The following is a 25,415-nucleotide window of genomic DNA, read 5'->3' as shown; positions in this document are numbered from 1 at the left end:
ATAAATATACAAAAACAACGAACCAATGTCCAATTTTTGTATTTAAATTCAAAAATAAATTTGTGTTTTAGCTCTTATTCCGCAATTTTTAGTTCATTTATGATATTTTGGGCGCCAGCAAATTTATCGATGATAAAAAGCACGTAGCGAATATCTACTGAAATGGTCCGTTGAAGTGTTGGATCAAAAATCACGTCACCAGCCATAGCTTCAATATTCCCGTCGAATGCCAATCCAATAAGTTCACCTTTTGCATTTAATACAGGAGACCCTGAATTTCCTCCTGTAATGTCTTGATCACTTAGGAAATTGACCGGCATATATCCTTTTTTATCTGCATAACGACCATAGTCCTTCGCTTCATACAAGTCCATTAGGCGTTTCGGAAGATCAAATTCTTCATCATTTGGTTTGTATTTCGCGATCGTTCCTTTCAATGTCGTATAGTTGTTGATTTCTGCGTCATTTCTAGGATCGTTAGGCAATGCTCTTACAGTACCATAGGTTAAGCGTAAAGTGGAATTAGCATCAGGGTAATATTTACCTTTCGGATTCGACGCTAGAATTCCAGCAATATATTTTCTATATGCTGCTTGAAAATTGTCATTAAGGTTGTCTATTTCGGGAGATTTTTCTCTGTATTTATCCATTAAAGCTTTGGAAATAAGGTATAATGGATCGGTATCGATAGCTTCATCCGAGGGACTCTTTAGAAAACTATCCAACTTGTCTACAGATCCAAAAACGCTGTTTTGAAAAGCTGATTGGATATCTTTTTGGAAATTACCACCATTTTTGGATGCTAATTCTTGTATATAAGGAGCTATTTGGCCAGCTTTCTTTGCGTAGAGGTTGAGCTCATCTGATAATACATCAATTTCTAAAGGGATGTATATTTTTTCGAATGTTTCAGCGACACTTGCTTCGAAATTAGGTAGCATTTGTGCGCGTTTGGCTTCGTTTGCTGCAGCATATTGTTTTAAAGCGCTACCTAAGCTATACGGAAGAGCTGCGAAGGTAGACGAACGAAGCATTCCTATGAGGTAATTGTCATGTTTCGCTTTTTCATTTGTTGTTGCATAATAGCTATTGATGGTCGACAAAACATCAGCATACTGACTTTTGTTTGCCTTTTTATTAGCCCATTTTTGAAACTTAGCTTCTTGAATACGTTTTGTTGCAGCCGTGTTATGTTTTGTCAAGGCATCAATCATCCCTTGGCGATTTTTCCAGTAATTAGCAACTCCAGAATAAGTTGATGCATAATTTAATTTAACAGCTTGATCCTTATCCATATGTCTCTTCATTGCATCCATACCAGTTTTGGAGGCCTCGACCCAAGCAGGATAAGCGAAATTCACATTTTGATCTATTCCCGCTGCTGGCATCCAACGATTTGTACGTCCCGGATAGCCTAAAATCATGGAGAAATCACCCTCGTTAACACCTTTAAGACTAATTGGAAGGAAATATTTAGGTTTTAAAGGAACATTTTCTTCCGAATACGGAGCTGGGTTTCCATCTTTATCGCCATAGACGCGGAAAATAGAAAAGTCCCCTGTATGTCTTGGCCATTCCCAATTATCCGTATCGCCGCCAAATTTGCCTATGCTATTAGGGGGAGTACCTACAAGACGCACGTCAGTATAATCTTGATAAACGAAGTAGTAATATTCGTTACCATTGTAGAAAGATTTTACAGATACCACATATTTTCCTCCTTCGCTATTTTCCTGTTCAATCTTTGCTATTTCTTGATTAATGATTTTTTCGCGATCTTTTTCGTTCATTTTATCATTCACCAAGCTCAAAATACGTTTCGATACATCATCCATTCTTACGAAGAAACGTACAGACATTGACTTTGGTTTAAGTTCTTCAGCGTACGATTTTGCCCAAAAACCATTAGTCAGATAGTCATGTTCAGGAGTCGATAATTCTGCGATAGCTCCGTATCCACAGTGATGGTTTGTAAAAACAAGACCTTGTCCAGATACGATTTCGGCAGTACATCCGCCGTTGAACTGTACAATTGCATCCTTAAGAGAGGAGTTATTGATGCTGTAAATCTCTTCAGCGCTGAGCTTTAAGCCTTTTTTCTGCATGTCCGCTTCATTCAGGCGTTTTAAATGCATGAGAAACCACATTCCCTCGTCGGCAAATGTGGCCATACTTACTGCGGTAAGTAGTATGAAAATCCAAATTTTTTTCATGTTTAACCAATTTATAAAGCACAAAGTTGATTTAATTCCTTTTCAATTCAAAATTAAACGGAAATTTATTCCACATGCAGGATGAATGTCATATATTCTGATTGATCAAACGAAGTCTGCGGATTTGCTTATCTTTGCCGAATGGCGTCATTTGAAGATTTCAAACTCAACAAGCAACTGCTTAATGCGATAGAGGAAGCAGGATATACAATTCCAACGGAGATTCAGCAGAAAGCAATAACTCCTATTTTGTCGGGGCAAGATGTGATGGGGATAGCACAAACGGGTACAGGTAAGACTGCCGCTTTTGTACTTCCTATATTGATGAAGCTAAAGTATGCTCAAGGAAGTGATCCTCGCGCATTGATATTATCTCCTACGCGAGAATTGGCAATGCAAATAGAAGAAAATATAAGAAGCTTTTCTACTTACTTGGATCTACGGACAGTCGTGTTGTATGGAGGTTTGGGACCAAAAGTTCAAAAAGAACAATTGGCAGCAGGATGTGATATCATTGTGGCGACACCGGGGCGTTTTTTAGATCTATACCTTGAAGGAGAAATCCTTACAAAGGGCCTAAAATTTCTTGTGATGGATGAAGCAGACAAGATGATGGATATGGGGTTTATAAGTAAGATTCATAGGATCTTGGAAATTGTTCCCCGAAAAAGACAGAATCTGCTGTTTTCAGCAACAATGAGCGAGCTGGTGCGTAAGATATCCGGTGATTTCTTAGCCTTTCCAACGGTGATTGAGGTTACAGAACAGGCAACACCGGCAAAGACTGTGAGTCAAAGATTATACGAAGTCCCAAACTTAAAGACGAAGTTAAATTTGCTCCAACATTTATTGCAAGACGATGAAGCTTTTCATCGTATTATTGTCTTCTGCAAAACAAAGACAGTTGCTGATAACGTATTCCATTACCTGGAAAGAAAATATGGACAAGATCATGTACGTGTCATCCATGCGAATAAAGGACAGAATACACGGATTAATTCTATTAACGCATTTAAAGAGGGAAGTATCCGTATTCTCGTAGCAACAGATGTGGCCGCAAGGGGGTTGGATGTTTCCAATGTAAGTCATGTTTTTAATTTCGACGTTCCTATTGTTATAGAGGATTATGTACATCGAATAGGTCGAACGGGAAGAGCATATAATCAGGGGGATGCTATAACATTTTGCAATCCCGCAGAAAAATATTACGTCGAGAAGATAGAGAAATTAATTAGACAGCAAATACCTGTTGAAGACGTTCCGTTAGAAGTATTCGTGGAGAAGACTGGTTTTGAGGAAAGGCAAGCCATAGCACGAGAAATCGATAACCAAAAAAAGAAAGAAGATCCAGATTTTAAAGGTGCATTCCACGAAAAGAAATATGCACTCAAGAATAATGGAAGATCTAAGTCAGCAAGCAAAGCTAAATCTACTAAAAAGCCAACAAAAGGACGATCCAGATGAAGTTGACCCCCTTGAATATCGTTATAGCTTGTTTTTTGACATGGACTATTTCCGAATGGGGAAATGATCAGTTAATTTTTTCTTGGTGGAAAGTTCTACTTTTCTTGGTTGTTGTTTCCGCGGTTGATTTGTTGTTTAGAAGTTTGGTTCGCAATCTGAAGAAATTGTGGTTGAATGAAATTGCGTTTATCTTGATCGCAGGTATATTGATGATTGTACTTAAAAATATTTGGCGTTGATTGCCTGATAGATTAAAATTGAAATTATTGTCGGTATTGCCGGCAGTCAAAAAATAGAAGATGAAAAAAGCAGAAATAAAATTAAATGTCACATTAGACGAAAATAATGTTCCAGACACGATTGATTGGTCTTCTACGGATGGAGAGACATCGGACGAAATGCCTGCTAAGGCAATGTTTTTAGCATTATGGGATGCACAATATAAAAACTCGTTACGTATAGACCTTTGGACAAAAGAGATGCCTTATGATGAAATGAAGCGCTTCTTTTATGAAACTTTACAAACTTTAGGTGATTCTTTTTTAAGAGCATCTGGGGGAGATCCTATGGCGGACAAAGTAATTGGTGATTTGCGTGATTATTGTGCACATTTTGCCGAAAAAATGGAAGTTTTGGAACAGGAAGGATAACGTATTAGAATTTTAATCTTTACTCGTAGACATGAACTATTTCCTTGTAAAATCAGAACCTTTTAAATACAGTTGGGATCAATTCAATAAGGATGGGCAAACCTTTTGGGATGGGGTGCGAAACTATCAAGCCCGCAATAACCTAAAGTCAATGCAAAAAGGTGATCTTGTTCTATTTTACCACAGTAATGAAGGGAAAGAGGTTGTTGGTATTGCCAAAGTGGTTAACGAATCGTATCAAGATCCAACGACAGATGACGAACGTTGGGTTGTAGTTGATTTGGCTCCAGTGGAAACTTTTCATCATCCCGTTACATTAGAAACAATAAAGGCAGATGAATATTTGCAGAATATTGCACTCGTTAAGCAAGGTAGACTTTCTGTGATGCCTCTTAAGGTAGAAGAATTCGATCGTATTGTTGCCTTAGGTGCCGCAATATAAAGAACAGGAGCGACAGTAACATTAAGCTACTGTCGCTTGTTTAGCCTTTCATTGTTGCATTCACGATGTTTTTGAGCTCGATAGCGTTTTCTGGAGAGAGTTTTCCGCCTAATATTAGACGTAATTCTCTTCTTTGCTGGGCTTTTTCGAACAGCTCTTTTTCGATGTCTGATTCCGGAACCAAAGCTGGAACAACTCTAGGTTTGTTGTCTTTGTTAATCGCTACGAAAGTGTAATAAGCCTCGTTTGATTTTTCTTTAGTCCCCTCTGGTAGATTTTGGGCAAATATCTCCATTCGCACTTCCATAGAAGTCGAAAAGGCGCGAGTAACCTGCGCTTCTATGGTGACCACTTCCCCAAGTTTTATCGATCTTTTAAAGGAAACATTATCTACTGAAACAGTAACGACGGGGCTGTTTGAATGTTTTTGAGCAGCCATAGCTGCGCAAATATCCATCCAATACAACAAGCGTCCTCCCATCAAGTTGCCAAAGGTATTTGTATCGTTGGGAAGAACGAGTTCATTCATCTCTGTATACGATTCTTTTGCTTTCTTAGATTCCATTTATCTTTTATAAAATTTTAGTTGTTTGTCAATTTCTTGCAAAGAGTCAAGAAATGAGGTCGGCCGATAGCCAAGTTCATGCGCCGCTTTATCCAAAATAAAGCCAGTTTTGCGAGGCCTATTGGTTGCTTGATTAATTTCCGCCGCAGAAATTGGGGTGATAAGCGATGTGTCAAGATTCCAGAAACTAGCGACTCCCTGAGCGATTTCCAAAATAGACATCATTTCACTTCCCGAGATATGATAAATACCTTCAGCTTCTTTTTCCAATGCAGTTTGACAGGCTTTAACGAGATCGTCAACAAATGTAGGCATACGCCACTGATCCTGCACCACCCGGATAGTAGTACCTATTTCCAATTGTTTTTTTGCCCATAGGACTAAGTTAGAACGCTCTCTATCTCCATTTACACCATACACCAAGATGGTTCGTAAAATGCTGGCGCGGCAGTTCGTTTTTTTTAATGTTTCTTCTGCCGCTATTTTAGTTGAGCCATATGCATTTAGAGACTTTGTCCTGTCTGATTCTGTATAAGGACCATTCTCTCCATCAAATACAAAATCAGTAGAAAGAAATAATAGATATTTGTCGTATTTCTTGCAGTATTCCCCAAGTTCAAGAACACTGTCTATGTTGATTTTTTTACAAGCTGCGGGATTATTTTCGCATGCTTCGACACTGCTGATAGCTGCGGTATGAATAATAAAATCTGGTTTAACTTCTTCTAAAAGTTGTTTTAAAGAGTCCGGTTGTTCAAAATTACTCGAGATGTAAATGTAACCTTCTTTGAGGTGATTTCGATTGTCACGATTAGATGTTGCATAGACTATATATTGATCTGTAGGAACAATCTTTTCAACTAACTTCTGGCCCAAGAATCCATTGGCCCCAGTGATTAATAACTTGGGTTTTAGTTGGTCCATTGAAAATCCATTTTAGGTTGTTTCATTGAATGATCAATAATTTGACGTTCAAGTTCTAAAATAGCTCGTAACGATGGATAATCTATTTTATCCGCGTCATCTGAAGGTTTATGATAATCTGGGTGTCCTCCGGTATGGAAGAATAAAACAGGGATATTCTTTTTATAGAAAGAAGTTTGATCGGATCCTCCACTGCCGTCTCTACTGGTATAGAATTTAATTTCACTCTGTATTCCTTCAAAAATTTCTGGAAATTTGGAACTTGTTCCATAGCCTATAATGGCAAGGCCATTTTCTGGATTGTACCGACCAATCATATCCATATTTAACATCCACTGTATGTTTTCTAGAGGGATTGTGGGGTGTTCTGTAAAGTATTTTGATCCAATCAACCCAAGTTCTTCCGCTCCGAATGCGATGAAAAGCAGGTTATATTTCTCTATTTCCTTATTACTACTATAGTGTCTTGCTAACTCTAATAGACCGGAGACACCCGAAGCATTATCATCAGCCCCATTATGAATTTTTCCCACACCTAGGGAATCTCTTGAACTACCTTGATGTCCTTCTCCTAAGTGATCATAGTGGGCACCTACAACAATCGTGTAAGGAGCCTTGTTGTCTAGAAATCCAATAATATTTTCTGCGGTTCGGATACTGTCTTTCACTACGACTTTCCGGACACGGGCTTCAAAGGACTGTCTGTAACCTACTTCTCCTAGTGGAGACAAACCATATTTTTTAAACTCTTTTTCTATATAATTTGCGGCCTTTTTTACTTCGGCAGAACCTGTTCCTCGTCCTTTCATTTGATCCGAGGCTAGAAAATAAATGTGTTTTTTCAGGTTTTGCTGCTTGATTTGAGCAAATGATAACGGAACGGTAGCGCATAGAACCAGAAGTGTGCAAGCTATTTTATAAGATATTGATAAGTACTTCATTGGTCAAACTTAGTTAAATTTAGTTTTATATGCAATCTCACAGGAAGAGATGTCGTGCGTACCGACTATTGTTGCCACAAAGCGAACCTTACAAAAAATTAAAAGCCCCATTTGGGGCTTCATTAATCTTCTAAAATTTCACTATTTGCGCTTTCTTTCTCTTTATGTTCCTCCTTAAAGTAACGTCGTTGAAAGATTAAAATAAGAAAAACGCCTACAGAAATTGCGGAGTCTGCAATATTAAAAACAGGTCGGAAAAATAAGAAATGCTCTCCACCCCATATTGGAAACCAATCTGGGAAATTTCCTTCAAGTAAAGGAAAGTATAGCATATCTACGACCTTTCCATGAAATAGAGAAGCATAGCCTCCCGTACTTGGGAATAATACCGCTTTTTCGTAGAATGTACTTTCACTGAATAGGAGTCCATAGAACGTCGAGTCAATGATATTTCCTAGCGCGCCAGCAAAAATAAGCGCTACATTTAAAATAAAACCTCGATGATATTTGTTCTTCACCATATAGTAAAGGCCGTAGCCAATTCCCGCAACGGCAATAATACGAAAGAGTGTCAGAAATAATTTGCCAAATTCGCCGCCAAACTCCATTCCGTAGGCCATTCCATTATTTTCGATGAAATGAATAAGGAATTTATTGCCTAAGACATTGAAGTCCTGACCAATCGTCATGTTAAGCTTTACCCAAAATTTAGACAATTGGTCTACTAATAAAATAATGGAGATAAGCAGTAGAGGTCTTGTGTAGCCTTTCATATACAAGAAAGATGAAACAGCCCCAAAGAATTTTTGAGGCGATCTCATCTTTTTAAATCTTTAAATTAATATTGTTTGTTTTTTGCTTCGATGCTGAGCGTTGTATGTGGCACTGCCTTCAAACGCTCTTTCTGAATAAGTTTGCCTGTTTCGCGACAAATGCCATACGTTTTGTTTTCAATACGTACCAATGCGGCATCAAGATTATCAATAAATTTCTTCTGACGGGCAGCTAATTGATTGATCTGTTCTTTTTCTAGTGTGGCAGAACCGTCTTCTAGAGTCTTGTACGTTCCCGCTGTGTCATCCGTTCCATTAGCATTGCTATTGCTGAGTGTAGATGTTAACGATGTTAATTCTTCTTTCGCAATGCGAATTTTTTCAAGAATAATATCTTTGAACTCTTGCAGTTCAGCATCGCTGTAGCGTGTTTTTTCGTTCGTCGTTCCCATAATTAAATTTTATCAATAATTACCTTTAATTCTATACCATCGATCTCGATAGTATCTCCGGACTCAACCGATGCTTCTTTAAAGTCTAAAGAGTTCGCTAGAATTTCAGTGCAAATATAAGACAAATTATCGTTTACAGCTTCTTGTATTTCAGTATTTTGTGTTAAGATAACATGAATACGATCTGTTACTTCGAATCCCTTTTCTTTACGTAAATTCTGGATTCTATTCACCAATTCCCTAGAAAGTCCCTCTTTCTTAAGTTCCGCTGTAATGTTGATGTCTAATGCTACGGTTAATTTTCCTAGGTTTGCTACTTGCCATCCAGCAACATCCTCTGCAATAATCTCTACATCTTCCGGTTTGATACTATGTGATGTTCCTGCTAATTCTAAAATTCCCGCTGATTCTAATTGATTTATTTGAGAATCACTTAAACTTTGGATCGCAGTGGCTACCACTTTCATATCCTTACCAACTTTCGCGCCAAGAACTTTAAAGTTTGGTTTTATTTTCTTTTTAATTATTCCTGTCGTATCTGTTATAAAAGAAATTTCTTTGATATTCGTTTCCGATAGGATCAATTCTTGCACTTTTTCAACTTTGCTTTGAAAAGCCCCGTCTAACACAGGCACGAGAATTTTGTTCAAAGGTTGGCGAACGTTAATACCGGTTTTCTTCCGTAATGATAATGTTAACGAAGAGATGTCCTGTGCTAAAGCCATACGCTCTTCCAACTCTTTATCTACTAAATTTTCTTGATATGTTGGGAAATCAGCAAGATGCACAGATTCGTGACTTTCTTTGTTTGATCCCGTATTTAAATCCAAGTACAGTTGATCGGCGAAGAATGGAGATATCGGTGCGATTAATTTCGAAATGGTATCTAGACAAGTATAAAGTGTTTGGTAGGCAGAGATTTTATCTTCACTGTATTCTCCTTTCCAAAAACGACGTCTACATAATCTTACATACCAGTTGCTTAGATGTTCATCTACAAAATTTTGAATAGCACGAGCAGCCTTTGTTGGTTCATAGTCCGCATAATATTCATCAACCTCTTTTGTCAAGCTGTTTAGCAAAGAGATGATCCATCTGTCTATTTCTGGACGGTTTATTAGTGGGATATCACTTTCTGCATAGGTGAAGTTATCAATATTTGCATACAAAGCGAAGAATGCGTAGGTATTATAAAGCGTGCCGAAAAATTTGCGACGCACTTCATCCAAGCCTTCTTCATTAAATTTTAGATTATCCCAAGGTGCTGCGTTGCTGATCATGTACCAACGTGTAGCATCTGCACTATATTGCTCAATGGTTGCAAAAGGATCGACACCGTTGCCTAATCTTTTTGACATTTTGTTTCCATTTTTGTCGAGAACCAAACCGTTGGAAACCACGTTTTTAAACGCTACGGAGCCGCGAATCATGGTAGATATCGCATGTAGCGTGAAAAACCACCCGCGAGTTTGATCCACCCCTTCGGCGATGAAGTCTGCAGGGAATGCTTGTTCGTAGCCCTCTTTAAACGGGTTTTCTAGACCTTGAGCAAGTTTCTCATGATCTAATCCCCATTGAGCATAAGGCATAGCTCCTGAATCAAACCACACATCAATCAGATCCGGTTCACGAAACATTTTCTGCCCGTTCTCGGATACCAATACGATGTGATCCACATAGGGGCGGTGAAGATCCAACTCTTCTGTCCCGAATTTATCTAAATAAGCTTGATTAACCGCTTTTTCTTCAGCAGTTAGCACAGTAGATCGGATTGCTTTCTCTAAAAGATCTTGTAGTTCAGGTAATGAACCTACACATAACTCTTCGTTTTCGTCAGCTGATCGCCAAATAGGAAGGGGAGTACCCCAGTATCTCGAGCGGGAAAGGTTCCAGTCCACTAAATTTTCAAGCCAATTGCCAAATCGACCGGAGCCTGTAGCTTCAGGCTTCCAATTTATGGTTTTGTTTAATGTGACTAATTGCTCTTTAACAGCTGTAGTCTTGATAAACCAGCTATCTAAAGGATAGTAAAGTACGGGTTTGTCCGTCCGCCAACAATGTGGGTAGGTGTGTTCGTATTTCTTTACATCGAATGCTTTGTTCTCTTCCTTTAGTTTTATGGCAATAAGCACATCCGTAGGACGAAAATCTTTATCACTTCGTTCTTCGGCTGTGTAATATTCTTCTTTCACAAAACGACCGGCAAAATCAGTGATTTCCTTCACAAAACGACCTGTACGGTCTACTGTTGGTACATCTTTTCCGTTTTCATCGCGGACAAGTATTGCCGGAACTCCGTGTTCCCTTGCCACACGAAAGTCATCCGCACCATAAGTTGGGGCAGCATGTACGATACCTGTACCATCTTCTGTTGTTACGAAATCGCCCGGAATCACACGGAAAGCCTTGTCCAATAATTCTTCAGAAGTAATGTAAGGAAGAAGCTGATGGTAACGTAAGCCCACAAGTTGCTCACCTTTAATTTCTGTAGCGATTTCCCAAGGAATAACTTTGGCACCTACTTGAAAATCTTGAAATGATGCATTTTCACCTTCAGCTTTAAAATGCTTGGTTACAAGATTTTTAGCGAGGATAACAGAAACTGGTGATCCAGTGTATTGATTGAATGTTTTAACTTTTACATAATCAATGTTTTTTCCAACAACAAGTGCTGTGTTACTAGGCAGAGTCCAAGGAGTTGTCGTCCACGCAATAAATGCGACATCTTCCTCTTCAGAATCTATTAGTTCGCCCAATAATGGATGAACTTGTGTTTTATCCAGTCGAAACTCCGCAATGATGGTGGTATCTTTTACATCTTTATATGTCCCGGGTTGGTTGAGTTCATGTGAACTTAATCCTGTTCCCGCAGCAGGAGAGTAAGGTTGGATTGTGTAACCTTTATAGAGTAGTCCTTTGTTGTACAACTCTTTTAAAAGGTACCATAATGTTTCTATATATTCACTTTGATAAGTGATATAAGGATTATTGAGGTCTACCCAATATCCCATTTTCAAAGTTAAGTCATTCCAAACATCTGTGTATTTCATGACTTCTTTGCGACAGGCGTCATTGTACGCTTCAACGGATATCTTTTTGCCGATGTCTTCTTTCGTGATGCCTAAGGTTTTCTCCACAGCAAGCTCTATTGGTAAACCGTGTGTGTCCCAGCCACCTTTTCTTTTTACTTGAAAACCTTTAAGCGTCTTGTATCGACAAAAAATGTCTTTTATGGAACGAGCCATAACGTGGTGAATCCCCGGCATTCCGTTCGCAGAAGGAGGGCCTTCATAGAAGGTGTATGGTTTACTAGCTGGGCGATTCGAAATACTTTTTTCAAAGATATTATTCGATTCCCAACGTTTCAATATTTCTTTCCCTATTGCAGGCAGATTTAACTGCTTATATTCCTTATACATCCGACTTTTCCTGTGTTTTATTAAAGGTCGCTAATTTAATGATTTTATATTTAAGAATAAATAGGCTATAGCTGTTTGCAGCTAGGAATAGATGAAATTGAAAAAAGGAGATTTAAATAGAAGGAGGGAGGGGATAGGATAAACAAGCTAACAAAAACGATATCTTGTTAGCCTGTTTTTTTACTATTTATGCCGAGAAAGAGCTTCCGCAGCCGCATGTGCTAGTCGCGTTGGGGTTGTTGAAGGTAAAACCTCGTGCATCTAGCCCATTTTTAAAATCAATTTCCATCCCAGCGAGGTACAGTCCATGAGCTTTATTCATAAAGATGCGTATACCCTCTATACTATATTCGCTGTCCCCGTCTTTCTTTTGATCAAAGCCTAAAATATAGCTCATGCCCGAACAGCCCCCGCCTTCGACGCCCACACGTAAACCAAAATCTGGACTAATTTCTTGTTGATCTATCAATTTTTTTAATTCATTTATTGCACCTTGGGTTAATGATACCGGTGCTGAAATCGTTGCACTTTCCATACGTATTACGCTTAAATTAAAACCTTTAAGAATCAACAAATTTACATATTTTTGATCACACTTTTTAGGTGTGTCTATTTTTGACAATAATAAAACAATCATTATTTAAGATAACGAATGAATAAAGAACTTATTGAGTTGTTTACACAGGTTTTTGTTGTTGCGTCTGGCGTCTTTTTGGGGATTGCTGTAGCTTTTAGGATGTTTTGGTCCAAGGTTGAACTTACTCTTTATAAGGCAAGGTCTTTTCAGGGGCGTTCTCAAAATAAGGCGCTGCAACAATTGGAATTCGCGGCTTACGAACGATTGTTGTTGCTCGTTCATCGTATGGATCCGCAGCAGGCTATCGGACGAAATCATGAAGATGAGGTTGCCCCGGTTTCTTTTGTGGCGAAGCTTATTGCCGATTTAGAAAATGAATACCAACATAATTTAGCGCAGCAGCTATACGTTTCTGAAGTTGCTTGGAAGATGGTTACTGATTTGAAAAACGATACATTACTACTTTTCAAGAATACCTTGAAAACACTTCCGGAAAATGGGACCTCTGCTCAATATGTAGCTATTGTATTGAATCATGTGAAAGGTATAGAGGTAAGCCCATATCAATCTGTCCAAATGCTTCTGAAGCGAGAAATGAAAGGATAAAAAAGAATAAAGTCGTAAGTACGTCTTTTCGTTGGATTTATGCTATATTTGCGACAAATTTAGAAGTTTAATAAAATTTACTCCTTAAGAATAAAATAATGGAAAGAGATCAGGTGGTTTTTAACCTCATAGCAGATGAGCTAAAACGTCAGGAAGAAGGTATTGAGTTAATTGCGTCCGAAAACTTTGTGAGCAAACAGGTCATGGAGGCTGCGGGGTCTGTATTAACAAATAAATATGCTGAAGGCTTACCGGGCAAGCGTTATTATGGCGGTTGTGAAGTCGTAGACCAGATTGAAGACATCGCGATTGATCGTGCAAAGAAATTGTTCGGCGCAGAGTGGGTGAATGTTCAGCCACATTCTGGCGCACAGGCAAATGCTGCTGTTTTCCTAGCTATTCTAAAACCAGGTGATAAAATTCTTGGTTTTGATCTTTCTCATGGAGGTCACTTGACTCATGGTTCTCCTGCGAATTTCTCAGGTAAATTGTATGAGCCATTATTTTACGGTGTTAAGGAGGATACAGGCTTAATCGATTATGAGAAGCTTGAAGAAATCGCTTTGCAAGAAAAACCTAAAGTAATCATATGTGGTGCTTCTGCTTATTCCCGTGATTGGGATTATGCACGTATCCGTAAAGTTGCAGATGAAATCGGTGCGCTTGTTGTTGCTGATATTTCGCATCCAGCTGGTTTAATTGCGAGAGGCTTATTAAGTGATCCTCTTCCTCATTGTCATATTGTTACCACAACGACACATAAGACCCTTCGCGGACCACGTGGAGGTATGGTTATGGTTGGCAAGGATTTCGAAAATCCATGGGGACTTACGAATCCTAAAGGAGAGATTCGTACAATGACTCAATTGTTGGATTTAGCGGTGTTCCCGGGTACGCAAGGCGGTCCATTAGAGCATACGATTGCTGCAAAAGCAATTGCTTATAGTGAGGCATTGTCAGATGAATATCTTGCCTATGTGCAACAAGTTAAAAAGAATGCGGCTGTTTTAGCGCAGTTCTTTGTCGATAGAGATTATAACATTATTTCTGGTGGAACGGACAATCATTTGATGTTAGTCGATCTTCGTAATAAAGATATTTCTGGAAAAGAAGCTGAGGCTGTATTGGGTAAAGCTGGAATTACAACCAACAAAAATATGGTTCCTTTTGATACACGTTCTCCGTTTGTTACGTCTGGTGTTCGTTTTGGTACAGCAGCTATTACAACACGTGGAATCAAAGAGAATGAAATTGTTCAAATTGGTGAATTAATTGATGAGGCATTGTCAAAACGGGCTGATGAAGTAGCGTTGAACAGCATTCACGAGAAGGTTAAATCATTAATGGCGCAATTTCCATTATACAAATAACTGAAAAACAGAATTAAAAGAGCCTGGTAGTCATACCAGGCTCTTTTTTTTGGCTCTTTTTTTGTTGTATGTTTATTTTGTAACAGGAATGTGATTAAATGTAAAGAAATGTTAAAAATCAACTGCTTAATTTGAAACTTCGTTATTTTTCAGTTGATTTGGAATATAAATTAAAAAAAGGAGCGCCTATATAAAACACTTTACTCTTAAAATTAATTCAAACTAAATCTGGGAGATTTATTATGAAAGTGTTAAAAGATAAAAGTGATCTTGAACTGATTCAAGCTTATGTTGCGGGGGATGAGGCCGGTATAGAGGTTTTATTAAATCGATATAAATCCAAGATATATACATCGATTTATCTTCAGGTTAAAGATGAATATCTAGCTGAGGATATTTTCCAAGAAACATTCATTAAAGTAATTAAGACGTTGAAATCTGGTCGATACAACGATGAAGGTAAGTTTTTGCCTTGGGTGGTTCGTATTGCTCAGAATATGGTCATTGATCATTTTAGAAAGGAAAAACGGAGTCCTACGGTTGTGAGTAGCGAAGGTTACGATATTTTTGGTGTATTGGAATTTGCCGATGAAAGTGTTGAGTCAAAACTCATGGCTAATCAACGCGACCTCGACTTGCGAAAAATTATTCAGCGTTTGCCTGATGATCAAAAAGAGGTGTTAATTATGCGACACTTTTGTGATATGAGCTTTAAGGATATTGCTGATATTACAGGCGTTAGCATTAATACTGCGTTAGGCAGGATGCGCTATGCGCTTAATAATCTGCGAAAGATGATTGAAGAACATAACATGATGTTGAACCTCGGGTAGCGTTTGCCGTTACTGTACCTGTCAAATTTCTAAGGTCTAGAAATTAACTATCATTGTGTGATTGGGGTGAATTGTCGTTGCTTTAAACACTTCATACGCTCGAGTGCAATGATTTTTAGTTTCCGTTGCCGTTTCGATGTAGTACTTGCCCGACCATTTGTCATTGAGTTTCCTGCATAGGAGAAGAAATGACAGTTTTGATTGGTGGTGCTTCACCTTATTGCTGTCAAAATGGTATTTTTTTAGTATATTCACCAATATGTGATGCAATGGAATATTATTTGCGTATGATTTGCATATCAATGAAAAGAAAAAATATATAATATGTATTGGATAATATTTATAGGAATAGCGTTAGTCAGTTGGATCGTTCAGACAAGATTCAAGAATAAGTTTAAGAAATATTCGGAGTATCCTTTGAGCTCTGGTTTATCTGGGGCGGAAATTGCACAAAAGATGCTTCAAGAAAATGGTATTCATGATGTACAGGTCTTGGTTGCTAATGAAGGCCAGCTTTCGGATCATTATAATCCTGCAAACAAAACGGTTAATTTGAGTCAAGAAGTGTATTATGGACGTAGTGTGGCTGCTGCTGCTGTGGCTGCCCATGAATGTGGACATGCTGTACAACATGCAACGGCTTACTCTTGGTTACAGTTTCGATCAGCAATGGTGCCGATGGTGAGTATTGCCTCGCGTTTAACTTCTTGGGTATTGTTTGCGGGTGTGTTGTTGTTAGCTTTTACACATAATCCTTTGGTGCTTGCTATAGGTGTTGGGGCTTTATTCTTAACGACCGTTTTCGCTTTTGTGACCCTTCCGGTGGAATTTGATGCCTCAAACCGAGCACTTGCATGGTTAAATACCTCAAATGTAACACACAGCCGTGATGAACACGATGGTGCTAAGGATGCCTTGAAATGGGCTGCAATGACTTACGTTGTAGCGGCGCTATCGGCTTTGGTAACATTATTATATTACGCCTCTCTTCTTCTAAGTCGTAGGGACTAGATTGGGGTATAATTCATTTATTAATATTATAATGCGATACGAAAGTGTCGCATTTTTTTATGCACATAAAAATATGGTAGCTTCGACACTATTTTGTAACTTTGGCACTTAGCAATATTTAAGACGAGAAATAAACATGTTTCAGAATTTACAGGATAAACTGGATAGGGCCTTTAAAGTATTAAAGGGACAAGGAAGTATTACTGAAATAAACGTCGCAGAGACGATGAAAGAAATTCGCAAGGCGTTGTTGGACGCCGATGTGAATTATAAAACAGCAAAAACATTTACAGATGAGGTTCGTCAGAAAGCTCTTGGTGAAAACGTATTAACGAGTATTTCGCCAGGACAGTTGTTGACGAAGATTATGAATGACGAACTTACTGGCCTTATGGGAGGTACAGTGACGGATTTGGATCTTTCTAAAAATCCAACTGTTATTCTTATCGCCGGCTTGAATGGAGCGGGTAAAACGACGTTTTCTGGAAAGCTAGCAAATTATCTTCGAGATAAAAAAGGTAAGAAGCCATTGTTGGTGGCCGGAGATGTTTATCGCCCAGCGGCCGTTGACCAGTTACAGGTTTTAGGTGAACAGGTGAATGTACCGGTTTATGTCAACCGTGAATCTAATGATCCAATTGGTATTGCCAAAGAGGGGGTAGAGGAAGCGAAGCGTAACGGATATAATGTCGTTATTATTGATACGGCAGGTCGTTTTGCAATCGATGAGGCACTAATGACCGAAATTACGGCTGTTAAAGATGCGACACAGCCACACGAGATTTTATTTGTTGTGGATTCCATGACCGGTCAAGATGCTGTCAATACGGCGAAAGCTTTTAATGATCGATTGGATTTTACAGGGGTCGTTCTTACTAAATTGGATGGTGATACGAGAGGTGGAGCTGCGCTTTCCATCAAGTCGGTTGTGAATAAACCAATCAAGTTTATTGGTACAGGCGAGAAGATGGAAGCTTTAGATGTATTCTATCCTGATCGTATGGCTTCCCGTATTTTAGGTATGGGAGATGTTGTGTCGTTGGTAGAGCGTGCGCAGCAACAGTTTGATGAGAAACAAGCTGCAGAATTACAGAAGAAAATCCGAAAAAATAAGTTTGATTTTAATGATTTCAAATCTCAAATTCAACAGATCAAAAAGATGGGGAATATGAAAGATTTGATGGGGATGATACCGGGTGTGGGGAAGGCATTAAAAGATGTTGAGGTAGATGATAACGCTTTTAAGCCTATTGAAGCTATTATTGATTCCATGACGCCTTTTGAACGTGAGAATCCGGATGCTATTGATGTAAAAAGAAGAATCCGTATAGCAAAAGGTTCTGGTACAGACGTTAACGAAGTCAATAAATTGTTGAAACAATTTGCTGATATGCGTAAAGTGATGAAACAGATGTCTAATCCGAATATTGCATCAAAGATGATGAGGAATATGCCAAAAATGCCTGGTAAGCCCTTTTAGAGAAATTGAGTAATCTAAAAATAAAAAGGAAAGCAAGATTGGCTTTCCTTTTTATTTTTAGGAATCTTTCATTAAATTTATGTTTTATATTTAGTAATTTTGCCTCATGGACGACCCCGCGCAGTTATCGGAATACGGAAAAATACTACTCATTGGAATAGTAGGTGTTTTGCTTGTATCTATGACTATTCTCCTAGCGAAGGTATTATCGCCTAAGAAACCCAATCCTGAAAAATTAAGTACCTATGAATGTGGTGAAGAAGCCATCGGAACATCATGGGTTCAGCTCAATTCTAGGTTTTATGTTATCGCATTAGTTTTCCTTCTTTTTGATGTCGAGCTGATATTTGTTTTTCCGTGGTCAACGGTGTTTGGTCAACGGGAATTTGTATTGGCAGATAGTCGTTGGGGCTGGTTCACATTGGTGGAGATGGGAATTTTTATAGGTATTCTGATCCTTGGGTTAATATACGTTTGGAAGAGAGGCGATATCTCTTGGATAAAGCCTATACACACAAAGCCGCAGGTTTCAGTTGGTATTCCAGATACGGCTTATGCAATTTTAAATGATAAGACTTACTCCGTCCGAGATTATAGAAAATCCGTTGAACCGGAGGTCGAAAGTCAAAAAGGAGAGGAGACACCTGTAGTTGCAAAGGCGACTGTAGGTTTTCGGCCTAAATTTAAGAAATCAAATGATTGATCTATGAGTACACCTCAAAATCAGAGTGGTGGAGTTATTATTGCCAAGATGGATGATTTGTTAAACTGGGCGAGGTTATCATCGATGTGGCCTGTTAGTTTTGGTATAGCCTGTTGTGCCATTGAAATGATGGGAGCTATGGCCTCAACTTATGATCTTGATCGCTTAGGAGTCTTCCCGCGTCCTTCACCTCGCCAGTCAGATGTAATGATTATAGCTGGTACGGTTACATTCAAGATGGCTGATCGAATCAAGAAACTTTACGAGCAAATGCCTGAACCGAAATATGTAATTTCCATGGGGTCTTGTTCAAATTGTGGAGGTCCATATTGGCAACATGGTTACCATGTTGTGAAAGGTGTGGATAAGGTTATTCCAGTTGATGTATATGTGCAAGGTTGTCCACCAAGGCCTGAGGCTTTAATTGGCGCCTTTTTAGAACTTCAAAAGAAGATAGAAACTGAAAACATTTTACAGGATCAGTATTTTCCTGAAAACGTTTAATATATTTTAAAACATTATGGCAAAAGATTTTTATGGTGAGATGCAATTGGGAATTCTTGGCGGAGGACAATTAGGACGTATGCTCATCCAAGAAGCGATCAATTACAACGTAAATGTGCATGTGTTAGATCCTGACAAGAATGCGCCTTGCCGTAAGCTATGTAATAGGTTTGAGTGTGGAGCTCTTCATGATTTTGATACGGTGTACAATTTCGGAAAAGACCTCGATATGATTACCATTGAGATTGAAAAGGTGAACGTAGATGCTTTAGAGAAGTTGGAAGAAGAAGGTGTATTGGTGTATCCTCAATCTCGTGTGATCCGATTAATTCAAGATAAAGGTCTTCAAAAACAATTTTTCAAACAAAACGATATTCCCACTGCTGCCTTTCAATTGATTTCTTCTAAAGATAATCTTGCTGATACGGTAATCGCATTACCCTATATTCAGAAATTACGAAGAGATGGATATGATGGGAAAGGAGTGAAAAAGATTAATAGTGTTGAAGATTTAGATACTGCTTTCCAAGAACCTTCATTAGTAGAAGAATTGGTAGACTTTGAGAAGGAAATCGCAGTGATTGTTGCTAGAAATGATAGAGGTGATATCTCTTCATTTCCTTTAGTGGAAATGGAGTTTAACCCTGAGGCTAATCTGGTGGAATTCCTTATTTCCCCGTCGACTTTATCGAAAGATATACAGGTGAAAGCAGAAGAGATTGCCAAAAAGATTGCGAGTGACTTACAAATAGTTGGTTTACTTGCGGTTGAAATGTTTTTAACGAAAGATGGTCGCATTCTAGTAAACGAATTAGCTCCTAGACCACACAATAGCGGTCATCAAACTATTGAGGGGAATATTACTTCTCAGTTTGCGCAGCACCTTAGAGCAATATTTAATTTGCCTTTAGGCTCTACAGCAGCTAGAACAACAGCTGTTATGATAAATCTGTTGGGGGAGCCAAAGTATGAGGGACTTGCGAAGTACGACGGTGTAGAAGAGGTATTGGGGGTTGAGGGGGTATTTGTCCATTTATACGGAAAAAAATATACGAAACCATTTCGAAAAATGGGACATGTATGTATCGTAAATGATGACCGTGAATTGGCGATTAAAAATGCCCGTTGGGTACAAAATACGTTGAAAGTAAAAGCATAGACATTATAATTAGGATGAGTATAAGTAAAACACCTTTAGTAGGTATTATTATGGGGAGTAAGTCTGATCTTCCCGTCATGCAAGATGCGATAGATTTGTTAAAGAAGCTAGATGTTTCTTTTGAAGTATCTATTGTCTCTGCACATCGAACTCCAGAACGGATGTTCAACTATGCGAAATCTGCTGCAGAGCGTGGTCTAAAGGTTATTATCGCTGGTGCCGGTGGTGCAGCACATTTACCAGGTATGGTTGCTTCAATCACACATCTTCCTGTTATTGGCGTTCCTGTTAAGTCTTCAAACTCGATCGATGGATGGGACTCGGTACTTTCTATCTTACAGATGCCTAATGGAATACCTGTTGCTACGGTGGCTTTAAATGCAGCAAAAAATGCTGGTATTTTGGCGGCTCAGATCTTGGCTGTTAACTCCGAAGAACTATCTCGACGGGTAATAGCTTTCAAAGAAGAATTAAGAGAAGTTGTAGAACGGAATGCTGAGGAAGTCGAACAGACTGACTTTTAAAAAATAACAGTAATGGCCGTCAGAGACGGCCATTACTGTTATTTAGCAAGAAATTTTTCTACATAATCGTAGCTTTTCTTAATACTTTCAAACTTGTTGGGCATATGGATGTCGTCTTGCTCCACAAATGCATATTTTAGACCAGCCTTATCTGCGTAATTCGAAATGTTTACATAATTAATAGCGCCGGTCCCTACCTCCGTGTATTTTATCTCTTTAAAGATTTCCATAAAATCCAACTTGTCAAATTTTTCGCCTACTACTGGGGTCGTAAAATTCTTATCCATATCTTTTACATGCCACATTGGGAATCTTCCAGGATATTTTTCGAAATAAGATTGGGCACTTAATCCTGCTTTTTCTATCCAAAAAATATCTAATTCGAAATCTACTAGATCCGGCTGTGTAAAAGCAATAAGTATGTCTAAACCTCTAGTGCCATTTGCGAAATTCCGGAATTCCCAAAAGTGATTGTGATAACCAATTTTGATTCCCGCTTTTTTTGCCATTTCGCCGGCTTTGTTAAGCTGTTCGGCAGCATATTGGTAGTCTTCCACCTTGAGATTATTTAGGTCGTCCATAGGCGTTACGGGAGCTACGACATAGCTCTGACCTAATTCATGTGCGATCTCAATATATTTCTCTATATTTTCTTTATCTTGATGGTTTCTGCTGAGGTATTTGGACATATCATAATGTCCGCTGTGGGATTTGAGATCGTTATCTTGCAAGACCTTTTTTAACTCGGCAATAGGCAAGTTCCAATACTTTCCTGCAGCGGCGTCTACACCAAAAGTCTCCACATGTTTATAGCCAATCTTGGCTACAGTTTCCAGTGTTTTAACAGGATCTACGCTAATGAGATCTCGAATAGAGTAAAGTTGGATTCCTATATTATGGAATGGACCAGTTCCTGTTTTTTTTCCATCACAGGAAAATAAATAGGGGCTCAAAAAAGCAGCAGACAAACCCATGCCGGCCTGCTTTATAAATTTCCTTCTATTATTTTGCATAGTCACTTTGTGTTTAAATTGGTGATTTTTTAATGAAAGTTACTTAAAATATATAAACGAAAAAAGGATTCTTGATTAGGGAATCCTTTTTTAACATTTTAAATAAAGGTCGATTAAACCGTCATGATATCTTTTTCTTTCAACTCTGTCAACTGATCTACTTTAACGATAAATGAATCAGTCAATTTCTGAACTTCGCCTTCTCCTGTTTTGATCTCATCTTCCGATACGCCGTCACCTTTCAATTTTTTGATAGATTCATTGGCGTCTTTGCGGATGTTACGAATGGCGATACGACCTTTCTCTGCTTCTTCTTTAACCTTCTTTACCAAATCACGGCGTCTTTCTTCCGTTAGCGGTGGCACTGCTAAACGAATAACAGAACCATCGTTTTGTGGATTCAATCCAATATTAGAGTCGATAATTGCTTTTTCAATTGCACCAATAAGGTTTTTCTCCCAAGGTTGGATAACAATTGTTCTGGCATCTGTCGTATTGATATTGCTCACCTGAGAAAGGGCAGTCATGCTACCGTAATAGTCAACAGAAATGCCGTCTAACATTGACGGAGAAGCCTTGCCAGCTCTTATTTTAGTTAACTCAGATTCTGTATGAGCCACAGCTTTCTTCATGCTCTCTTTACAGTCATCTAATTCTAAGGAAATTAGTTCGTTCATATCTCTAGTATTTCTTTTGCAATAGCTTGTTTAACTAACAATTGTACCGATATGCTCTCCGTCTGCTAATTTTCTCAAATTTCCAGCTTTGTTCATATCAAAGACAATGATAGGTAATTTATTTTCTTGACATAACGTAAATGCGGTCATGTCCATTACATTTAATCCTTTTTCGTATACTTCTTGGAAAGAAATCGTATCGTATCGTTGTGCAGTAGGATCTTTTTCTGGATCTGCAGTATAAATACCATCAACACGTGTACCTTTAATAACAGCATCTGCATTTATTTCTATGGCACGTAAAGATGCCGCAGTATCCGTTGTAAAGTAGGGGTTACCTGTTCCTGCACCAAATATTACAATTCTACCTTTCTCTAAATGGCGTACAGCTCTTCTGCGAATAAAAGGTTCACAGATCTGTTCCATTTTGATAGCAGTCAATAAACGGGTCTTTAGTCCAACTTTTTCTAGCGCGTCTTGCAATGCCATGCTGTTAATTACAGTTGCAAGCATACCCATATAATCCGCTTGAACGCGATCCATACCAGCTTTCTCCGCACTTAACCCCCGGTAAATATTGCCTCCGCCAATAACGATTGCAATCTCTAATCCAAGGCTGTGGATTTCTTTAATGTCATTTGCGTACTGCATAACACGGTTAATGTCTATGCCGTAACTTTGTTCGCCCATTAAGGCTTCGCCGCTAAGTTTAAGTAAGATACGTTTATATTTCATGATTGTTTTTTGGGAGCATTTTCCAAAAGCCAAAGATAAAAATTTTTTCTCACCGATTTGTGATTATATTAGGCTTTTTTCGATGCCAATAGCACTTCTTCGTAATATTTTTCATAAAGAGGGAGAATTTTAGCGAGATCAAATTCTTGCGCCCGAAGAAATGCAGCCTCTTTAAAAGTACTTAAGCGATCACAATCTTCTAAAATATGTATGGCATTTTTTGCCATGTCGTCCACATCACCTACTTCACTCAGATAGCCACTCAGACCATGTACGTTTAATTCGGGGAGTCCACCTGTACTTGTTGATATAACGGGAACATGACAAGCCATTGCTTCTAGAGCTGCTAGTCCGAAACTTTCAGAAGAGGAGGGCATTAAAAAGAGGTCAGACACCGACAAGATTTCTTCAATGGCATCTTGTTTCCCGAGAAAACGTACATCTTGACTGACTCCCAGTTGGCGGGCTAACTCTTCTGCATTTCTCCGTTCTGGACCATCTCCTACCATGAGCAATTTACTTGGTATAACTTGGTTTACTTTTTCGAAAATCCGAACTACGTCAAGGGTGTTTTTCACCTTTCTAAAATTGGACGTATGGGTAATCACTCTTTCGTTCCCTGGAGCAATAGCGCGTTTAAAGTGCTCTTTGCTTTTATTGTGGAAGCGCGAAAAGTCTATAAAGTTAGGAATGACACGGATATCCCTGTTTATATCAAAATATTCTAAGGTCTGTTCCTTTAAATTTTCTGATACTGTCGTAACTCCATCAGACTGATTAATAGAAAAAGTAACGACAGGACTGAAGCTCTTGTCTTTTCCCACTAAAGTGATATCCGTTCCATGTAATGTGGTGACGACGGGAATATGTATCCCATATGAAGCAAGAATCTGTTTCGCTAAGAAGGCGACGGATGCATGCGGAATAGCATAATGCACATGTAGTAAATCCAACTTTTCAAATTTGACTACATCGACGAGTTTGCTCGCGAGTGCAGATTCGTAGGGAGAGAAGTCAAATAGCGGATATTGTGCCATTGAGACCTCGTGGTAGTAAAGATTTTCAGAAAAGAAGTCTAAACGTGCAGGCTGTGAATAGGTGATAAAGTGTATTTCATGACCGTTGGAAGCTAAAGCCTTGCCTAACTCTGTTGCGACAACACCGCTACCTCCAAACGTAGGGTAACATACGATACCGATTTTCATATGAATATTATTATTTATGAGTGTTAGATTTCATTGGAATAAATGAGCTCGTTTCACTCGGTTTGTTTTTTAATGGCCATATGGAATATTATTCGTGTTATTTTGTTTTCATTGGCACTCATGCTACTTCGTGGTCATGCGTGTTTGTATTTGTCTAACATGAATATTTCATATGTGTTATTTTTAATTGTTATATGTAATAAGCATACTTCTAGTAACATGATCGTATCTTAGTTGAAGATAATGTTTTTATCTTTCGTCATACGAATCAAGTTCTATGTATACTCGTTTCGTCTGTTCGTGCTTACTCTTAAACGAGCTTTTTTCCGTAGGAATAAGCACGCTGTGATTTTAGTTTTAACGGCGTAAAGATAAGGATGGTTTTATAATTGTTTTGCAATAATTTTGTTTAGCAAATAGTAACCAAAAAAGAAATGGAACTGAATAAAGAGTTATTAATGAGGGAATTGTTTTTTAGCACAGCTCGGTCAGGTGGGGCAGGTGGGCAGCATGTGAATAAGGTGGAGTCTAAAGTCTCTTTGTTTTGGAATATTCATGCCTCCCAATGTCTTCGTGCAGATCAGCGACAAAGACTACAGGACAAACTCAGCAATAAAATCAGTAAAGACGGTATTTTACAATTGGATGCTTCGGACACCCGTAGTCAGTTCAAGAATAAAGAAATTGTTATCGAAAGATTTTTAACGTTATTGGCAAAGGCACTCCAACAAGAAAAGAAACGCATAGCTACAAAAATTCCTAAATCTCAGGTTTTAGACCGACTGGATCGCAAGAAAAAACAAGGACAGAAGAAGTCGCTTCGTCGTAGAATAGATTTTGATTAAATATGGGGAGATCCCTTTTTTTCTAATTGCTAAAGCAGCGTATTGATAACAGTATGCTTCTGCTTTTTCAATTGTTCAATTTCTTGTTGCAAGCTTTCTATCCTTTGTAATAAGTTCGCAGCGATTTCAATACCTTGTATGTTCAGTTCGAGATCATAATACCATGAGACAAATTGCTCTATAGGTCTTAGTTGTTCTTCATCAACAAATTCAATTTCTTTCTCGACAAATATTTTGATCATTCCATGATTTGAAAGTTCGCGGACGAATTGTATTTCTATTTGATGAGAGGCGCAAAGATCGCGCACTTTTATCCATGTATTTGCCATA

General features: G+C 38.5%; 27 protein-coding genes. 14 read left to right on the top strand and 13 right to left on the bottom strand.

Annotated features, from left to right (window positions below; all coding sequences use genetic code 11):
* Positions 1-74 precede the first annotated feature (74 nt).
* Positions 75-2,213 carry a S46 family peptidase gene (locus ACSZOX_RS14985; protein WP_437920873.1) on the bottom strand — a complete coding sequence of 713 codons (2,139 nt, stop codon included), beginning with the start codon at positions 2,211-2,213 and terminating at the stop codon, positions 75-77.
* 141 nt (positions 2,214-2,354) lie between these two features.
* Here ACSZOX_RS14985 and ACSZOX_RS14980 point away from each other — a divergent pair, with 141 nt between their 5' ends.
* Genes ACSZOX_RS14980 through ACSZOX_RS14965 form a run of 4 tightly spaced genes read left to right on the top strand, consistent with a single transcriptional unit; the run spans position 2,355 to position 4,769 of the window.
* Positions 2,355-3,677 (top strand): DEAD/DEAH box helicase, encoded by a 1,323-nt coding sequence (locus ACSZOX_RS14980; RefSeq protein WP_437920872.1) that lies wholly within the window; start codon positions 2,355-2,357, stop codon positions 3,675-3,677.
* Positions 3,674-3,916 carry a hypothetical protein gene (locus tag ACSZOX_RS14975; RefSeq protein ID WP_437920871.1) on the top strand — a complete coding sequence of 81 codons (243 nt, stop codon included), beginning with the start codon at positions 3,674-3,676 and terminating at the stop codon, positions 3,914-3,916. Before ACSZOX_RS14980 ends, ACSZOX_RS14975 begins: the two co-directional genes overlap by 4 nt.
* Positions 3,917-3,976: 60 nt before the next feature.
* Positions 3,977-4,327, top strand: a complete 351-nt coding sequence (gene gldC, locus ACSZOX_RS14970; protein ID WP_437920870.1) for a gliding motility protein GldC — start codon at positions 3,977-3,979, stop codon at positions 4,325-4,327.
* A 31-nt stretch (positions 4,328-4,358) separates the two neighbouring features.
* The gene (locus ACSZOX_RS14965) at positions 4,359-4,769 is read left to right on the top strand and encodes an EVE domain-containing protein (RefSeq protein ID WP_437920869.1); all 411 of its coding nucleotides are present in this window, start codon (positions 4,359-4,361) and stop codon (positions 4,767-4,769) included.
* A 40-nt stretch (positions 4,770-4,809) separates the two neighbouring features.
* Here the strand turns inward: ACSZOX_RS14965 and ACSZOX_RS14960 are convergent, their stop codons facing one another.
* The 7 genes from ACSZOX_RS14960 to ACSZOX_RS14930 form a co-directional block, all read right to left on the bottom strand.
* Positions 4,810-5,334 (bottom strand): acyl-CoA thioesterase, encoded by a 525-nt coding sequence (locus ACSZOX_RS14960; protein ID WP_437920868.1) that lies wholly within the window; start codon positions 5,332-5,334, stop codon positions 4,810-4,812.
* Complete coding sequence (locus ACSZOX_RS14955; protein ID WP_437920867.1) at positions 5,335-6,258, bottom strand: SDR family oxidoreductase; 924 nt, start codon at positions 6,256-6,258, stop codon at positions 5,335-5,337. It lies immediately after the preceding gene.
* Positions 6,246-7,199, bottom strand: a complete 954-nt coding sequence (locus tag ACSZOX_RS14950; RefSeq protein WP_437920866.1) for a M20/M25/M40 family metallo-hydrolase — start codon at positions 7,197-7,199, stop codon at positions 6,246-6,248. Before ACSZOX_RS14950 ends, ACSZOX_RS14955 begins: the two co-directional genes overlap by 13 nt.
* Before the next feature lie 122 nt (positions 7,200-7,321).
* On the bottom strand, positions 7,322-7,972 hold the full coding sequence (locus tag ACSZOX_RS14945; protein ID WP_437921149.1) for a lipoprotein signal peptidase: 651 nt from the start codon (positions 7,970-7,972) through the stop codon (positions 7,322-7,324).
* 65 nt (positions 7,973-8,037) lie between these two features.
* On the bottom strand, positions 8,038-8,424 hold the full coding sequence (locus ACSZOX_RS14940) for a TraR/DksA family transcriptional regulator (RefSeq protein ID WP_437920865.1): 387 nt from the start codon (positions 8,422-8,424) through the stop codon (positions 8,038-8,040).
* Between the two features lie 2 nt (positions 8,425-8,426).
* The gene (gene ileS, locus ACSZOX_RS14935; protein WP_437920864.1) at positions 8,427-11,843 is read right to left on the bottom strand and encodes an isoleucine--tRNA ligase; all 3,417 of its coding nucleotides are present in this window, start codon (positions 11,841-11,843) and stop codon (positions 8,427-8,429) included.
* A 187-nt stretch (positions 11,844-12,030) separates the two neighbouring features.
* Positions 12,031-12,378: a HesB/IscA family protein gene (locus tag ACSZOX_RS14930; protein WP_437920863.1), complete on the bottom strand. Its 348-nt coding sequence runs from the start codon at positions 12,376-12,378 to the stop codon at positions 12,031-12,033.
* 117 nt (positions 12,379-12,495) lie between these two features.
* On the opposite strand from ACSZOX_RS14930, the gene ACSZOX_RS14925 reads away from it, so the two are divergent.
* The 9 genes from ACSZOX_RS14925 (at position 12,496) to purE (ending at position 20,610) form a co-directional block, all read left to right on the top strand.
* Positions 12,496-13,026 carry a hypothetical protein gene (locus tag ACSZOX_RS14925; protein ID WP_437920862.1) on the top strand — a complete coding sequence of 177 codons (531 nt, stop codon included), beginning with the start codon at positions 12,496-12,498 and terminating at the stop codon, positions 13,024-13,026.
* 98 nt (positions 13,027-13,124) lie between these two features.
* Entirely contained in the window at positions 13,125-14,396 is a 1,272-nt protein-coding gene (gene glyA / locus ACSZOX_RS14920; protein ID WP_437920861.1) for a serine hydroxymethyltransferase, read from the top strand.
* 242 nt (positions 14,397-14,638) lie between these two features.
* Complete coding sequence (locus ACSZOX_RS14915; RefSeq protein WP_437920860.1) at positions 14,639-15,229, top strand: RNA polymerase sigma factor; 591 nt, start codon at positions 14,639-14,641, stop codon at positions 15,227-15,229.
* A 324-nt stretch (positions 15,230-15,553) separates the two neighbouring features.
* The gene (locus tag ACSZOX_RS14910) at positions 15,554-16,240 is read left to right on the top strand and encodes a zinc metallopeptidase (protein WP_437920859.1); all 687 of its coding nucleotides are present in this window, start codon (positions 15,554-15,556) and stop codon (positions 16,238-16,240) included.
* 136 nt (positions 16,241-16,376) lie between these two features.
* A complete protein-coding gene (gene ffh, locus ACSZOX_RS14905) occupies positions 16,377-17,720 on the top strand; it encodes a signal recognition particle protein (protein ID WP_437920858.1) in 1,344 nt (447 codons plus the stop codon).
* 106 nt (positions 17,721-17,826) lie between these two features.
* Positions 17,827-18,423 (top strand): NADH-quinone oxidoreductase subunit A, encoded by a 597-nt coding sequence (locus ACSZOX_RS14900; protein WP_437920857.1) that lies wholly within the window; start codon positions 17,827-17,829, stop codon positions 18,421-18,423.
* Positions 18,424-18,426: 3 nt separating this feature from the next.
* The gene (locus ACSZOX_RS14895) at positions 18,427-18,927 is read left to right on the top strand and encodes an NADH-quinone oxidoreductase subunit B (RefSeq protein ID WP_437920856.1); all 501 of its coding nucleotides are present in this window, start codon (positions 18,427-18,429) and stop codon (positions 18,925-18,927) included.
* A 16-nt stretch (positions 18,928-18,943) separates the two neighbouring features.
* Positions 18,944-20,086, top strand: a complete 1,143-nt coding sequence (locus tag ACSZOX_RS14890) for a 5-(carboxyamino)imidazole ribonucleotide synthase (RefSeq protein ID WP_437920855.1) — start codon at positions 18,944-18,946, stop codon at positions 20,084-20,086.
* Positions 20,087-20,100: 14 nt separating this feature from the next.
* The gene (gene purE / locus ACSZOX_RS14885) at positions 20,101-20,610 is read left to right on the top strand and encodes a 5-(carboxyamino)imidazole ribonucleotide mutase (RefSeq protein ID WP_437920854.1); all 510 of its coding nucleotides are present in this window, start codon (positions 20,101-20,103) and stop codon (positions 20,608-20,610) included.
* A gap of 38 nt (positions 20,611-20,648) precedes the next feature.
* Here purE and ACSZOX_RS14880 read toward each other — a convergent pair whose 3' ends face one another.
* From ACSZOX_RS14880 to bshA, 4 genes are all read right to left on the bottom strand, one after another.
* Entirely contained in the window at positions 20,649-21,623 is a 975-nt protein-coding gene (locus tag ACSZOX_RS14880; RefSeq protein WP_437920853.1) for a sugar phosphate isomerase/epimerase family protein, read from the bottom strand.
* A 113-nt stretch (positions 21,624-21,736) separates the two neighbouring features.
* Positions 21,737-22,300: a ribosome recycling factor gene (gene frr / locus ACSZOX_RS14875; protein ID WP_437920852.1), complete on the bottom strand. Its 564-nt coding sequence runs from the start codon at positions 22,298-22,300 to the stop codon at positions 21,737-21,739.
* Between the two features lie 30 nt (positions 22,301-22,330).
* Positions 22,331-23,035 carry a UMP kinase gene (gene pyrH / locus ACSZOX_RS14870; RefSeq protein ID WP_437920851.1) on the bottom strand — a complete coding sequence of 235 codons (705 nt, stop codon included), beginning with the start codon at positions 23,033-23,035 and terminating at the stop codon, positions 22,331-22,333.
* 68 nt (positions 23,036-23,103) lie between these two features.
* Positions 23,104-24,240, bottom strand: coding sequence for an N-acetyl-alpha-D-glucosaminyl L-malate synthase BshA (bshA, locus tag ACSZOX_RS14865; protein ID WP_437920850.1), 1,137 nt, complete (start codon positions 24,238-24,240; stop codon positions 23,104-23,106).
* Positions 24,241-24,674: 434 nt separating this feature from the next.
* Between bshA and arfB the strand changes: the two genes are divergently transcribed.
* Positions 24,675-25,085 carry an alternative ribosome rescue aminoacyl-tRNA hydrolase ArfB gene (arfB, locus tag ACSZOX_RS14860; RefSeq protein ID WP_437920849.1) on the top strand — a complete coding sequence of 137 codons (411 nt, stop codon included), beginning with the start codon at positions 24,675-24,677 and terminating at the stop codon, positions 25,083-25,085.
* Between the two features lie 29 nt (positions 25,086-25,114).
* Here arfB and ACSZOX_RS14855 read toward each other — a convergent pair whose 3' ends face one another.
* A complete protein-coding gene (locus ACSZOX_RS14855; RefSeq protein WP_437920848.1) occupies positions 25,115-25,414 on the bottom strand; it encodes a chaperone modulator CbpM in 300 nt (99 codons plus the stop codon).
* Between the last annotated feature and the right edge of the window lies 1 nt (position 25,415).

It is taken from the genome of Sphingobacterium sp. LRF_L2 (assembly GCF_965644235.1).
In the GTDB taxonomy this organism is placed as follows: Bacteria; Bacteroidota; Bacteroidia; order Sphingobacteriales; family Sphingobacteriaceae; genus Sphingobacterium.
Note: the sequence above shows the minus strand (reverse complement) of the source record. Positions and strands in the feature narration are given on the sequence as shown.